This window comes from Streptomyces sp. NPDC058307 (assembly GCF_042880295.1).
Classification (GTDB): Bacteria; Actinomycetota; Actinomycetes; order Streptomycetales; family Streptomycetaceae; genus Streptomyces.
This window is the reverse complement of the sequence record NZ_JBHVYZ010000114.1, coordinates 1-14,218: the sequence shown is the minus strand read 5'-3', so window position 1 is coordinate 14,218 and position 14,218 is coordinate 1. Positions and strand designations below refer to the sequence as shown.

Annotated in this window: 13 protein-coding genes; 10 read left to right on the top strand and 3 right to left on the bottom strand. The window is 71.4% G+C overall.

The features are described 5' to 3' along the window. The 3 genes from ACFVYN_RS40175 to ACFVYN_RS40165 form a co-directional block, all read left to right on the top strand. The coding region (locus tag ACFVYN_RS40175; protein WP_390007616.1) for a tetratricopeptide repeat protein at positions 1-1,658 on the top strand (1,658 nt) is incomplete at its 5' end. Positions 1,659-2,107: 449 nt separating this feature from the next. Further along, positions 2,108-3,127 carry an aldo/keto reductase gene (locus ACFVYN_RS40170; protein ID WP_390007615.1) on the top strand — a complete coding sequence of 340 codons (1,020 nt, stop codon included), beginning with the start codon at positions 2,108-2,110 and terminating at the stop codon, positions 3,125-3,127. A 38-nt stretch (positions 3,128-3,165) separates the two neighbouring features. After that, complete coding sequence (locus ACFVYN_RS40165) at positions 3,166-4,041, top strand: LLM class flavin-dependent oxidoreductase (RefSeq protein WP_390007614.1); 876 nt, start codon at positions 3,166-3,168, stop codon at positions 4,039-4,041. A gap of 4 nt (positions 4,042-4,045) precedes the next feature. Here the strand turns inward: ACFVYN_RS40165 and ACFVYN_RS40160 are convergent, their stop codons facing one another. Beyond that, complete coding sequence (locus ACFVYN_RS40160; RefSeq protein WP_390007612.1) at positions 4,046-4,249, bottom strand: hypothetical protein; 204 nt, start codon at positions 4,247-4,249, stop codon at positions 4,046-4,048. Positions 4,250-5,129: 880 nt separating this feature from the next. Beyond that, positions 5,130-5,447: a hypothetical protein gene (locus tag ACFVYN_RS40155; protein ID WP_352389764.1), complete on the bottom strand. Its 318-nt coding sequence runs from the start codon at positions 5,445-5,447 to the stop codon at positions 5,130-5,132. Between the two features lie 562 nt (positions 5,448-6,009). Between ACFVYN_RS40155 and ACFVYN_RS40150 the strand changes: the two genes are divergently transcribed. The 5 genes from ACFVYN_RS40150 (at position 6,010) to ACFVYN_RS40130 (ending at position 10,959) form a co-directional block, all read left to right on the top strand. Continuing rightward, a complete protein-coding gene (locus tag ACFVYN_RS40150) occupies positions 6,010-7,203 on the top strand; it encodes a PP2C family protein-serine/threonine phosphatase (protein WP_390007610.1) in 1,194 nt (397 codons plus the stop codon). A gap of 38 nt (positions 7,204-7,241) precedes the next feature. Then, positions 7,242-8,852, top strand: coding sequence for an ATP-binding protein (locus tag ACFVYN_RS40145; RefSeq protein ID WP_390007622.1), 1,611 nt, complete (start codon positions 7,242-7,244; stop codon positions 8,850-8,852). Further along, positions 8,849-9,295: a response regulator gene (locus ACFVYN_RS40140; RefSeq protein ID WP_123758545.1), complete on the top strand. Its 447-nt coding sequence runs from the start codon at positions 8,849-8,851 to the stop codon at positions 9,293-9,295. Before ACFVYN_RS40145 ends, ACFVYN_RS40140 begins: the two co-directional genes overlap by 4 nt. A gap of 325 nt (positions 9,296-9,620) precedes the next feature. Further along, the gene (locus ACFVYN_RS40135; protein WP_390007620.1) at positions 9,621-10,394 is read left to right on the top strand and encodes a chitosanase; all 774 of its coding nucleotides are present in this window, start codon (positions 9,621-9,623) and stop codon (positions 10,392-10,394) included. Between the two features lie 133 nt (positions 10,395-10,527). Further along, the gene (locus tag ACFVYN_RS40130) at positions 10,528-10,959 is read left to right on the top strand and encodes a hypothetical protein (RefSeq protein WP_390007608.1); all 432 of its coding nucleotides are present in this window, start codon (positions 10,528-10,530) and stop codon (positions 10,957-10,959) included. Between the two features lie 29 nt (positions 10,960-10,988). Here ACFVYN_RS40130 and ACFVYN_RS40125 read toward each other — a convergent pair whose 3' ends face one another. After that, the gene (locus ACFVYN_RS40125) at positions 10,989-11,663 is read right to left on the bottom strand and encodes a hypothetical protein (protein ID WP_390007606.1); all 675 of its coding nucleotides are present in this window, start codon (positions 11,661-11,663) and stop codon (positions 10,989-10,991) included. A 376-nt stretch (positions 11,664-12,039) separates the two neighbouring features. Here ACFVYN_RS40125 and ACFVYN_RS40120 point away from each other — a divergent pair, with 376 nt between their 5' ends. After that, complete coding sequence (locus tag ACFVYN_RS40120) at positions 12,040-13,749, top strand: SpoIIE family protein phosphatase (RefSeq protein WP_390007603.1); 1,710 nt, start codon at positions 12,040-12,042, stop codon at positions 13,747-13,749. Positions 13,750-13,838: 89 nt separating this feature from the next. Further along, positions 13,839-14,218 (top strand): DUF475 domain-containing protein (locus tag ACFVYN_RS40115; RefSeq protein WP_390007618.1); only part of this gene is annotated, 380 nt, incomplete at its 3' end.

Below are 14,218 nucleotides of genomic sequence, written 5' to 3'. Positions count from 1 at the left end.
AGAGCGCCGAACTGCTGGCCCGCGCCAGCGGCGAGACCGACGGCCACGTGGGGCGCCTGGCCCGTGACCCCGCCTCCACGGCCGAGGTGCTGCGCCGGTGCGGCCGGCTGCCCCTGGCCCTCAGGCTGGCCGCGGCCCGGCTGCGACACCGGCCGGGCTGGACGGTGGGCATCCTCGTCGAGCGGATGGCGGAGGGAGCGAGCGAGTTCGACACCGCGTTCGCCATGTCCGTACGGCAGTTGGACCGTCCCAAGGCCCGGCTGTTCCGTCTGCTGGGCCTGCTGCCGGGGTCGTCGTTCGACGAGCACGTGGCGGCGGCGCTGGCGGACGTGCCGCTGCGCGGCGCCCGCGCGATGCTGGAGGACCTGCTGGACGCGCACCTGGTCCAGCAGCCCGCGGCAGGCCGCTACCGCCTCCACGACCTGGTCCGCCGGCACGCCCGCCGCGCCACCACGGAACAGGACTCCCCGGCGGACCGGGACCGGGCCCTGACCAGGGTGCTCGACTACTACGTGCACGCGGCGGCCGCCGCGGACGCCGCGATGCCGTTCCTGTCACGAAGCCGCGAGGCCGCCGTGGACCGCCCATCGGCCGAACTGCCCCACTTCCCCGACAAGATCGCGGCCCTCGTCTGGTTCGGCACCGAGTACCTCAACCTGCTGGCCGCGTTCGAGGCGGCGGAGGAGGCCGGGGCCGACCGGCACCTGTGCGAACTGCCGCGCTTCATGCGGACGTACTTCGCCCGGCGCTGCGGTACCACGATGCTCAACGGCCTCTTCGAACGGTCCCTGACCGCCGCGCGGCGCCTCGACGACCCCCTGCAGCTCGCCGAGGCGCACAGCGACTTGGGATTCGCCCGGTACAACGCGGGCCGCATTTCGGAGGCGAGTGCCGCATACGAGGCGGCGACAGCGCTGGTCCTCCGGACCGGAGACATCCGCGCGGAGGCCGAACTGACCATGCGCCGCGGCTACTTGAGGTGGGACCAGGGTTACGTCGAGGAGCCGCTCGGCCTGTTCCGGCTGGCCGGAAAGCTGTACGCGGACGCCGGCTGCCCCATGGGCACGGCCCACGCGACCGCGTACGAGGCGTGGGCACTGCTGCAGCTGGGGCACCGCGAGGAAGCGGCGCAGTTGGCCCGTACGGCGCTGGAGATCCCGCACGCCGACGGAGCGTGGCCGCCCACGCTGACGGCCCTGATCACGCTGGGCGTGGCCATCGCCCACGAGGACCCCGACGCTGCCGTCGACCACCTCCACCGGGCGCTCACCCTGGCCCGCGAGGACGGCCACCGGCACAACGAGGCGTGGTGCCTCAACTGCCTCGGCGTCGCCCTGCGCCAGATGGGACGCCACCAGGAGGCCCTGGCTAGCCACGAGCAGGCGTTCGCGCTGCTGGACGAGTTGTTCGAGGACCACTGGAAAATCCACTTCCTCAGCGCCTACGGCGAGACCTGCCGCCTGGCAGGCCTGCCCGACCAGGCCCTGCGCCTGCACCAACAGGCCCTGCAACTGGCCCCGAAGCTCGGCAACCGGCACGCGGAGGCCCTGGCCCACGAGGGCATCGCGGCAGTCCTGGACGAGACGGACCCGACGGCGGCGGCCGAACACCGGGCAGCGGGCAGGGCGGCTTTGCCGGAGCCGGAAACAGGGGTCTGAGAGGCCGGCCCGCCGTACCGCGTCCGTCGTGGCCGAGCTTGCCCGGCAGCTCGGCCACGTGGTGCGACCCGATCCGCCCATCGGGGGAGCCGCCCCAGTGCGGGCTGGTCGAGGGGGCGGCCTGTCACGTACAGCACCGGCCGCCTCGCCCCACCGCGGCGCGGGCCGCGAGGTCGGCGGGCGAGGGCAACGGGCGAGGGCAACGGTGCGATCCGGGCGGCTGGTTCCTGTGCCGCGGCCGAGACACGGCCGGTCATCGAGGCCCCGATCTCCAGGGCTGCCGAACGGCCCGTGCGTCGCCGCCGTCCGCCGCGTAAATCTCCTCTTGCAAAACCGGAACCCTGTTCCGTATTGTTTGCGGAACGAGGTTCCGTTTCTCTGTGACGGCGGAGCGGGGCCCGGCAGCCAAGCCATGCCATGCCGCACGGCTTCATCCTCAGGAGGAACACATGCAGTACCGCACCTTGGGCCGCACCGGAGTGCAGGTCAGCTCGCTCGCGCTCGGCGCGATGAACTTCGGCAGGATCGGCCGCACCACCCAGGACGAGGCGACCGCGATCGTCGACGCCGCTCTCGAGGCCGGCGTCAACGTCATCGACACCGCCGACATGTACGGCGCCGGCGAATCGGAGGAGATGGTCGGCAAGGCCATCGCGGGCCGCCGTGACGACATCGTGCTGGCCACCAAGGCCGGCCTGCCCATGGGCGACGAACGCAACCACCGGGGCAGTTCGCGCCGCTGGCTGGTCACCGAGCTGGAGGCCAGTCTGCGCCGCCTCGGCGTCGACCACGTCGACCTGTACCAGATCCACCGCTGGGACCCGAACACCTCCGACGAGGAGACGCTGTCGGTCCTGACCGACCTGCAACGGGCCGGAAAGATCCGCTACTTCGGCTCCTCCACCTTCCCCGCGCACCGCATCGTGCAGGCACAGTGGGCCGCCCGCGAACACCGCCTGAGCCGTTACGTCACCGAACAGCCCAGCTACTCCATCCTCCAGCGCGGCATCGAGTCCCACGTCCTGCCCGTCACCCAGGAGTACGGCCTCGGCGTACTGGTGTGGAGCCCACTGGCCTCGGGCTGGCTGTCGGGCGCCGTCCGTGAGGGCCGGGACATCACCACCCACCGCTCGGCGATCCTGCCCGACCGATTCGACACGACCGTCCCCGCCAACCGGGCCAGGCTCGCCGCCGTCGAGCGACTGGCCGGGGTCGCCGACGAGGCCGGTCTCACCCTCATCCAGCTCGCACTCGGTTTCGTGACCGCGCACCCCGGCGTGACCAGCGCCCTGATCGGCCCCCGCACGGTCGACCACCTGCACACCCAACTCGCCGCCGCCGACACCGTCCTGAGTGCCGACGTCCTCGACGCGATCGACGAGATCGTCGCTCCCGGCACCGACCTGGCCCCGCACGAGAAGAACGACACGCCGCCCGCGCTCCTCGACCCGTCACTGCGTCGCCGCTGACCGCCGGGGGAGACCCGCACACGAAAGGCCCACCGTCCATGCCGCATCAATCCCCGCCCAGCTTCGGGATCATGACCGCCCCCATGCAGGTCGACTACCAGGACATCCTGCGGGTCTGGCGCGAGGCGGACACCGTCGACGCCATTGAGCACGCCTGGCTCTTCGACCACCTCATGCCGATCGGCGGCGACCTTGACGGACCGGCCCACGAAGGCTGGACCCTCCTCGCGGCCCTGGCCGCCCAGACCCGGCGCCTACGGCTCGGCGTCATGGTGAGCAGCAACCGCTTCCGGCCACCCGCGATGCTGGCCAAGATCGCCACGACCGTCGACATCGTCTCCGGCGGTCGGCTCGACTTCGGCATCGGCGTCGGCTCGCGCCCCGACCACCCCCTGGCCCGACGCGAATACGAAGCCCACGGCCTGCCCTTCCACGACTCCGCGCACGCCGTGGAGAGCCTCGACGAGGCCTGCACGATCATCAAGCGCCTGTGGACCGAGGAGAAGCCCTTCGACCACCACGGCACCCACCACCACCTGACCGGCGCCTTCGGCAACCCCAAACCGGTCCAGCGCCCCCACCCCCCACTCCTCGTCGGCGGCCGCTCGTCCGCGACCCTGCGCATCGCCGCCCGGCACGCCGACCTGTGGAACATCCCCGGCGGCGACATCGACGACGTCACCCGCCGCAGCGCCCTGCTGGACCGCTACTGCGAGGAGATCGGCCGCGACCCCGCCGAGATCACCCGCTCGATCCATCTGCCGGTCTCGTACGACCGTCCGGGCGCCACCCGCGAGGCGATCACCGAAGCGACCGACGCCGGCTTCACCCACATCGTCCTCGGCCTGCCGTCGCCCTACCCCGCCCACGTCGCCCAATGGGTCGCCGACGAACTGATCACGCCTATGGCCTGACCGTTCACTTCCAGCCGTAGGCGTACGCCGCCACCCAGGTGATGTCTAGCTGCGCGCTGCTCCCCGGCACCGCCCCCGGACCCTCCAGAGCGCTCTCGTTCTGGAGGACCCAGGACAGGGGACGGTCCGGCACAGCACGGGTGTCATGACCCGTCTGCCGGCCGTCGACGAAGAACCGGACATGGCCCGGCGTCCACTCGGTGGACACCGTGTGCCACCGCGTCCAGTCGTGCTCCCCGGGAAGTAGCCCTGCTCGCCGCCACCGCAGGGATGGTGGAAGGAGCTGAGGGAACCGATCCACTCGCCCTCGGGGTGGTCCATCTCGCAGCCCCCGCGGTGGTGCAGCCGCGCGGACTTGCAGCCGGGGGCGAGTTTCGTGACCTTGACGCGCGCGCTGTACTTGCCGTACTTCATCTGCATCACCGCACGCGGCACCAGCGCCGCGGCATGCACGGGGCCGCCGTCCGCGGGCCGCCACATCCGGATCGACATCCGCCCGTCGCCGTTCGCCGCGGGACCCACGCTCACGGTGTCCTCCGGGTGGTACACGCCCACCACGTCCCGCCCCCGGCCGGCCGCGGTGTCGGGCCAACCCGTCGGATACGCCCACCAGTTGTCGCGGTACTTTCCCTTCAGGCCCCCGAAAGTGGGCCGCGGAGGTGTCGACGTCGTGCGCGCAGTCGCTGAACGAACCCAGCGGGACGCGGTCGCCGTTGAAGTCCTCGGCGAGGACCTGCCAGAAGGGGCCGCAGTCACCACGGGGTAAACGGGTGGCGGTGGTGCGGCAGGCGTCGGCCGCAGCGGGCGCCCCGTCGGCCCGGGGGAGGCCGAGGAGACCGCCGCCCACGAGCAGGAGGCTCACGGCCGTCACCAGGATTCGCCTGCGGTGGTGCGGCGCTGCGTGTGAACCCATCCCGAGGCACCTTCAGGCGGCCGACGCCGTCCGCCCGTGCCGCGCAGGGCACCGGAAAAGCCATGAACCGCGGCGGAGCGGACCGCACTTCGCGAAAGGACATCCTCGCCCGCCGCCCCGCGCGGCGCCATCCCCCGGACAGGCCGCGAACCGGAAGGCCCGCTCCGCCGCCGCCTCAGAACTCGCTGTCGATGCCGGTCACGACCGCGGGGCCCAACGGGGCGTCCTCCTCCGCCAGGCCGCTGTCACGCAGAGCCCGGGAAACCAGCCGTACCGCTTCTGCCTCGGCCTGCAACCGGTCGGGGGCGTCGACCTCGACCCGCGCGGCGAACATGCCGTCCTCCTCCGTGGTCAGCACGCTCAGCTCCTCGCTCTCGCCGAGGTCCGTGTTCCTGGGGTCCTGAGGCCGAAGCCTTCGTCCGATGTCCGAGCGGACGCTGTCGGGCACTCCCCGCAGGAACGTGCCGGGGACGGTGATGACATAGGTGGTCACGGGGACTCCTTTCTGACGTCCTACCCGGTTCCCCGTGAACCCGATCGGAACCGAAGGCGCAGGCAGGGACTCCGGATGTGCAGGCGGCGTGCCGCCCACGGGGGTTTTCTGAAACCGTGCCCGCATGGTCACGCCGATCGCGGGTAAACGCGGCCAGAACACCTAAATCTCGGGATGGGCGGACGATGACGACGTCGGTGACGGCCGGCGCACAGATACGGCAGAGCCGGAGGCGAAGGGCCCCGCACGGGGCGGCAGGGAGCGCAGCCGCGCTCTGTGCGACGCCGACGGCCACCCGCTCGTCCCGCTGGACCTCGCGGGGAACTGACCAGGGAGTGAAGATCGGCCACGAGGATCAGGACTGCCGAGGCCGGCCGCAGGGCCCGCCCGAGGACCGGCCCGCGAATGGACGTGCCGTGCACGGCCACGGGCGACGGATGAAGATCGGATCGTCGCTCTGACCGCGTTCCCGTCGTTGTCCTGGGCAACGGCCGGCGGCAGGCGAAAGGTATGGAGTGGGGAGGCCGGGACGAGAGTGATCTCGGGGACTGAGGTTGGCGCGTTGGTGTCGACCACGGCAGCCGGCGCCGAGACGGCGTGGGAGCACTGGGAGCCGTCGGTTCTCCTCGTGGAGGACGATCCCGGCGACGCGCTGCTCGTGGAGGAACTGGTCGCCGACGGTGCCGTGAAGATGCGGCTGCGGTGGGTGCGGTCGATGACCGAGGCCACCGAGGTGCTGGCGACCGAGACACCCGACTGCGTCCTGCTCGACCTGCACCTGCCGGACGCCCACGGTCTCGAGGCGGTCTCCCTGGTCCAGGGGCTGGCCGAGCAGGTCGCCATCGTGGTTCTCACCGGACTAGCCGAGGAGCAGACCGGGCTCGCCGCGGTCGCGGCCGGCGCCCAGGACTACCTGGTCAAGGGCCGGGTGGAGCCCGAGCTGTTCGGACGGGCGGTGCGCTACGCGATCCAGCGCAAGCAGACCGAGCAGGCGGCGGTGGCCCTGCAGGCCGGCGCGCTCCAGGCCCAGGAGAACGCCCGCCTGGAGCGCGGACTCCTGCCCCGCCCCCTGCTGCGCGCCGAGGGCGTCCAGGTCGTCGCCCGCTACCGGCCCGGACGTGCGCAGACACTGCTGGGCGGCGACTTCTACGACATCGTCCAGAGCGCCGACGGCACCCTCCACGCCCTCATCGGGGACGTCTCCGGGCACGGCCCGGACGAGGCGGCCCTGGGAGTCGCCCTGCGGATCGCCTGGCGCACCCTCGTCCTCAGTGGGATAACCGGCGCCCAGCAGATGGCCCGGCTCGAGGAACTGCTGATGGCCGAGCGGGCCCGCGACGAGGTCTTCGCGACCCTGGTGAGCCTGGCCGCCGTCCCCGGAGAACAGCACGCCCACGTCGTACGAGCCGGGCACCACGGCCTGCTCCAGCGCGTCGGGACGGACGTGCGGTGGGTTGAGGTGCCCGGTGGACCGGCCCTGGGCATGGTCCCCGGCGGCGCCAGGTGGCCGACCGCGGAACTGCCGGTACCGGCGGGAACGTCAGTGGTGCTGTTCACCGACGGCCTCTTCGAGGGGCATGTGAGCCGCGGCACGGAACGCCTCGGCGAGGAAGGACTGCTGGCCCTCGCCCGGGAGGCGGCCGCCCTGGACCCGGAGGCCTTCGTGGACCGGCTGATCGAGGAGGCCGAGAGCCTCGCCGAGGAGCGGGGCGGCCTGGCCGACGACGTGGCCGTCGTCCATCTGAACTGGAACTGAGTGAGAGTGCGGTGTCGGACCACATGGTGAGGCGAGGGATGGGCGCGGTGCGCAGGGAAGGCCGGCTGACGGTGCAGGGGTGGTTCTACCTGCTGCTGGCCGTCATGACGCTGCTGGTGGTGGTCGGCAGCGTGATCGGCGCCGTCCTGCTCGACCGCACGGCCGAGGTGAGCGACCGGCTCTCGCGCCGCCTCCAGCCCGCCCAGACCGAGGCCTACCGGCTGCAGGCGGCGCTGACCGGCCAGGAGGCGGGCATCGGCGGTTACGCGATCGCCGCCGACCGGCAGTTCCTCGTCCCGTACACCCAGGGCAAGCGGGACGAGGCGAGCTCGGCCGCCCGGCTCCGCGAGCTCGTCGGCGACCGGCCCGGACTGCTGGCGGACCTGCGGGCCATCGAAACCCAGGCGGCCGACTGGCGCCGCACCTACGCCGAACCGCTGGCGGCCTCGGTCACACCCGGCCGTCCGAAACCGCTGGACCGGCAGAAGGCCGACCAGGGCAAGCAGGAGTTCGACCGGCTGCGCACCCTGTGGGACAGGCAGAACACCGACCTGGCGAAGGCGGTGGACAAGGGCCGTTCCCGTCTCGCCCATGTACGCAAGGTCCGCGACTGGGTCCTGGCGGGCATGCTCGCGGTCTTCCTGCTGGCCGGCATCGCCTGCGCCGTCCTGATCCGGGTCCTGGTGACCCGCCCCCTGGAGGCCCTGGGCACGGCGTCCAAGCGGGTGGCGGACGGCGACTTCTCGTACGTCATCACCGGCGCCGGCCCGGCCGACCTGACCGCGGTGGCCAACGCCGTCGAGGGCATGCGCTGGCACGTCGTGGCCGAACTGGAGGCCTCCCGCGCCCAGGAGCAGGCGCTGACCCGGCAGGCCGCCGACATGGACGCCCAGGCGGAGGAACTGCGCCGCTCCAACGCGGAACTGGAGCAGTTCGCCTACGTCGCCTCCCACGATCTGCAGGAGCCGCTGCGCAAGGTCGCCTCCTTCTGCCAGCTGCTGGAGAAGCGTTACGGCGACATCCTCGACGACCGGGGCCGGCAGTACGTCGACTTCGCCGTCGACGGGGCCCGGCGCATGCAGGTCCTCATCAACGACCTGCTGACCTTCTCCCGGGTCGGGCGGGTCAACGACGCCCGGGTGCCCGTCGGTCTCGACCAGGCGCTGGACAAGGGGCTGGCCAATCTCGGGACGGCCGTCGAGGAGTCCGACGCCCGCGTCGACCGCCCGGAACACCTGCCCGAGGTCGTGGGGGACCCCACCCTGCTGACCATGCTCTGGCAGAACCTGATCGGCAACGCCCTCAAGTTCCGCCACCCCGACCGCACTCCCCATGTGACCATCACCTGCGGAACGGATCCCGACGAGCCCGACAGCCTGCTGATGTCCGTCACGGACAACGGCATCGGCATTCCCGAGCCGTTCACGGACAAGGTCTTCATCATCTTCCAGCGACTGCACGGCAGGGACGCCTACGGTGGCACCGGCATCGGTCTTGCCCTGTGCAAGAAGATCGTCGAACAACATGGTGGCAAGATCTGGATCGACACCGCATACACGGACGGCACGCGTTTCTGCTTCACCCTTCCGTCCATCGCCGAGAGCCCGGAGGCGTCCGGTATCGGCACCGAGGAGAAGGTTCTTACATGACCACCCCAGCCGCGAGCCCCATCGACGTGCTCCTCGTCGAGGACGACCCCGGCGACGAGCTGATGACCCGTGAGGCGTTCGAGGACAACAAGATCGGCAACACGCTCCATGTGGTCCGGGACGGCGAGGAGGCACTCGACTTCCTCTACCGGCGCGGCGACCACACGGAGGCGCCGCAGCCCGACCTCATCCTGCTCGACCTCAACCTCCCCAAATACGACGGCCGTCAGGTCCTGGAGAAGATCAAGTCCGACCCGGAGCTGTCCCACATCCCCGTCGTCGTCCTCACCACCTCCGCGGCCGAGGAGGACATCCTGCGCAGCTACAAGCTCCACGCCAACGCGTATGTCACCAAGCCGGTCGACCTCGACCAGTTCATCGCCGCGGTCCGCCAGATCGACGACTTCTTCGTCCAGGTGGTCCGTCTGCCGCGCCACTTCTGAAGGCGCTTCCCGACCGGCGGGCCGACAGGGAACCGTCCCTGCCCCGCCCGGTCGGCGACCGGGCTCTCATGCGCGCCACCGGCCGCACCGACCCGGCGGTCTCGTGTGTCGAAGGCGTCGAACTGACGTCTGACTGACCATCATTCGTTCGAACCTACGAAGTTCCGCGCAGTGGGTTACTGATCGCGCCTCGCACTGGTAGGAAACGTTCCTAACAATCAGGTCTGAACCAACTCTCCACCCCCCACCTCCACTTGGAGCCCCCGTGGAACCTGACACAGTGCACCCGGCCGCCCACACGTCCCGCCGCACCGTCCTCGCTCTGATGGGCGCGGCCACCTGCGCGGCCATGGCCGGCCTCCCGCGTGCCGCCGCGGCATCCGCGGCCGCACCGGGTCTCGACGACCCCGCGAAGAAGGAGATCGCCATGAAGCTGGTGTCGAGCGCGGAGAACTCCTCGCTCGACTGGAAGGCGCAGTACAAGTACATCGAGGACATAGGTGACGGCCGCGGCTACACCGCCGGCATCATCGGCTTCTGCTCCGGCACCGGGGACATGCTCGACCTCGTCCAGCTGTACGCCGACCGCAAGCCCGGCAACGTCCTCGCCAAGTATCTGCCGGCACTGCGCCGTGTCGACGGCACCGACTCCCACGACGGCCTGGACCCGAACTTCCCCGACGACTGGCGCAAGGCCGCCCGGGACACGGCGTTCCAGCAGGCGCAGAACGACGAACGCGACCGCGTCTACTTCAACCCCGCCGTCCGGCAGGGCAAGACGGACGGGCTGCGCGCGCTCGGCCAGTTCGCCTACTACGACGCCATCGTCATGCACGGCGACGGCGGCGACGCGACCAGCTTCAGCAGCATCCGCCGCCGGGCCCTGCGCCAGGCCAAGCCGCCGGCGCAGGGCGGCGACGAGACGACGTACCTGGACGCCTTCCTCGACGCCCGCGTGTGGGCGATGAAACAGGAGGAGGCGCACAGTGACACCAGCCGGGTCGACACCGCCCAACGCGTCTTCCTGCGCAAGGGCAACCTCGACCTGAACACACCCCTGGACTGGAAGGTCTACGGGGACAGCTACCACATCGGCTGACAGGCCGTCGGTGACAGCCCCGGTGCGCCACACGGCACCGGGGCTGTCACCGATCCGCGCGGGCGCCGACGACGCGATGCGGTGAAAACGCCCCCGACGCAGCGTGTTTGCCGTCGAAGCGAGCGGTAACGCGATGTCCATGAGTGAATCGAACGAGCAGACGAACCAAGATTCCGCGACCACCCAGACCGCGGCGAAGGCCCGGCGCACCACGGCCAAGGCCACCGCCCCGGCGACGAAGGCGGCGAACAAGGCCGCCGACAAGGCGGATGACGCCGCGTCAGCGGGCCAGAAGGCGACCGAACGGACGGCCAAGACGGTGAGCGGGGCCGCCCAGACCGCGGCCAAGAGCGTCGAGGCCGGCCGCCAGACCGTCGTCGCCGCCTCGGGGCAGGCCGCGGCCGTCGCCAAGACGGCCTGGACGGTCATCGCCCAGCGAAAGGTCATCGCCGCGGGCGTCGGGGCGGGGCTGACCGCGCTGACCGCCACGTCCTACGCGGTCGGCCGACGCTCCGGACGTCACACGCACGGCCCGATCACCCGCTTGACCGGCGGGCGGATCTGACGGTCAAGGGGCGGGCCCCGAAACGTTCCTCACTGTTCTTGACGTAACAGGTCGTCGAGACGGGCGCCCGCCGCCCACCGCCGCAGAGCGCGACCGTCGAGCAGGCGGATCGACCGCTCCCTGCGGGCCCACCGGATGTCGCGGGCGGTGAAGACACCCCGATGCACGACCAGACGCAGCGGTGACACCTGGCCCCCGCGGTGCGGGTGGGGATGCGGCGCGTCCTCGTCGGGTAGGGGTTCCGCCACCGGCCGGAAGGCCACGTCGATACGACGGCCGGCCGCGTCCCGGGCGCACAGACGCGGCCGGTCCGGCGCGGGCACCAGCCGCACCCGCCATCCGTCCCGGCGCAGCATCCGCGCCACCGCCAACGCGAGTTGATGGGTGTCGAGTCCGAGAAGTTCGTCCGCGGTGTAGTAGCCCAGACGACGGCGGGCGTCAGGGCGCCCGCGCCGTATCGCGGCCGTGACGGCCAGGGCCAGGAGGACGACACCGGCCACGGGGACGGCGATCCCTGCGGCGCGGTACCCCGCGGCGAGCACGGCCGCCACCGCGCACACGGCCGCCACGACGCCGACGAAGGCGGGCAGCACCTCAAGGAGCCCGGGCCCGTAGCGCCCCTGGTCCCGCAGCGCGCGCACGACGTGCCGCTTCTGCGACCGACGCGACGGGAAGAGGCCGGACGTCCACGACAGGCGTGCCACAGCCCCAGCCCTCCCCGGGCAGCCGGTCCGCGCCCGTCACCTCACGGATACCCAGCGGGCGGCCAAGTGCTGTGGAAGCAGGGCGAATTCGGCCACACGCGCCCAGCGCACAGAAGCGTCGGGGGGCGCGTAGGAGGCCGCCATGGCACCCCTTGCCTGAGCTCGGATCTCCGCGTCGGCACAGGTCCCTCCCGTGGGCCCGGAGCCCGGCCCGTGGCGGCTTCGCGCCGCCGTCTTTGCCACCCCGGTTGCGAGTGCTCGCTCACACGCGAGGCTGGACACATGGGCGCCGGGGCACACGGGAAGGACAGGACGGCCGAGTGAACACGTCACAGACCGGCACACAGCGGTGGCCGACCAGCGAGGAGAGGGAGACATGGCAGGGGCGGAGGACACGGGTACCGTCGGGAGACGGCCCGCTGCGGGGCCCACCGAGGTGCTGGAAGCCATCGGGACCGCGGCGTACGTCGTGGACGAAGAAGGCCATGTCATCGCCGTGAACACCCACGCCGAACAGTTGCTGGGCCGCCCCGCCGCGGAGTTCCTCGGCCACGACGCGCACGACCTGCTGCACCGGGACGCCCACGGCCACCCCCTGCCGCGCAGTCGGTGCAGCATGCGGCAGGCGTTCCACGCCGGGCGCACCGCCCAGACAGAGGGGGACTACTTCGAGTGCGGCGACGGCTCCCTGCTGCCCGTCTCGTGGCTGATCACGCCGTACGACGTGGACGGCCGGGAAGTCGGCACGCTCGTGCTCGTCCACGCCCCGCGACCGCCGGAGACCGACACCCGGCCGAAGGCGGCGGCCCAGGCGATGCCGGAACTGGAGCGGCTCGCCCTGCTGGCCGAGACCACCACCCGCCTGACGTCCACCCTCGACGTCGAGGAGACCCTGCGACGGCTGGTGGCCCTGGTGGTGCCCCGGCTGGCGGACTGGGTCGTCGTCGACCTGATCACCGAACGCGACGAGGTGTGGCGTACCGCGGTCGTCCACGCGGAGGGCGACGCCCTGGTGCCCCACGAGGACCTTCAGGGACCGATGCCGCCGGTCCCGGAGGAATCGCCGATGCCCCTGTCCCGTGCCCTGCGCGGGGTCGCCTCCACCCTGGCGGGCCCCGAGACCTACCAGCGGGAGCCGGATTCCGGGATAGCGGTGGAACAGCGGCGCCTGTTCGAGGCCACCGGTATCCGCTCCGCCGCCATCGCCCCCATCCGCAGCACCCGCGCCGTCCTGGGCGCCCTGACGGTGGGCCGGACCAGGGATCCGGTGGACTTCACCATCGCCGATCTCCCGCTGATCGAGGACATCGCCCGCCGTGCCGGTCTGGCCCTGGACAACGCGCGCCTCTACCAGCGGCAGCGCAAGGTCGCCGAGACCATGCAGAACCACCTGCTGCCCCAGATGCCACGGGTGCCCGGGCTGCAGATGACGGCCCGCTACCTGCCCGCCCCCGACGCCTCACAGGTCGGCGGCGACTGGTACGACGCCTTCACCCTCTCCGACGGCGCCACCGCGCTGGCGGTCGGAGACGTCGTCGGCCACGACCTGGAGGCCGCGGCCGGCATGGCGCAACTGCGCAACATGCTCCGCGCCTACGCCTGGGCCCGCCAGGAAGCGCCGAGCCGGATCGTCGCCCGGCTCGACGCGGCGGTCATGCACATCACCGACGTCACCATGGCCACCATGATCTTCGCCCGGCTGGAGGAGAGGGACGACGGTCACTGGGAACTGACCTGGACCAATGCCGGTCACCCGCCACCCCTTCTGATCAGCCACGACGGCCTGGCCCGCTACCTCACCGACGGCCACGGCATCCTCCTGGGCACCGGAGTCAACGCACCCCGCACCGACGCGAGCGCCCTGATACCGCCCGGCTCCACCCTGCTGCTGTACACCGACGGCCTGATCGAGGCCCCCGGTACGTCCCTCGACGAGGGCCTGCAGAACCTGAGCCGGCACGCCGCCGCCCTCGCCCACCGCCCGCTGGCCTCCTTCACCGACCAGGTGCTGCGCCGGGTACGGCACGCCCGCAACGACGACGACGTCGCCCTGCTCGCCGTACGAGCACCCACCAGACAGTCATGACCCCTGACCGTGATAGACAACGCCCGTGAACCCGCGGGCCGTTCGCGCCCGCCATCCCGGCGACCGCCCGACAACAGGACTTGATGACAGTGATTCTGAAGACCTTCCGCTGGGCGTTCGCGGTCACCGCGCTCGGCCTGGCCGCAGGAGTGCTCTACGACGGCTGGGCCGCGTTCGGCATCGTGGCGATCCTGGCCGTGCTGGAGATCTCCCTGTCGTTCGACAACGCGGTGGTCAACGCCGGAATCCTGAAGAAGATGAACGCCTTCTGGCAGAAGATCTTCCTCACGGTCGGCGTTCTGATCGCCGTGTTCGGCATGCGGCTGGTCTTCCCGGTCGTGATCGTCGCGATCACCGCGAAGCTCAATCCGTACGACGCGGTCCAGCTGGCCCTGACCGACAAGGACCGTTACGAGCAGCTGGTCACCGACGCGCACCCGGCGATCGCCGCGTTCGGTGGCATGTTCCT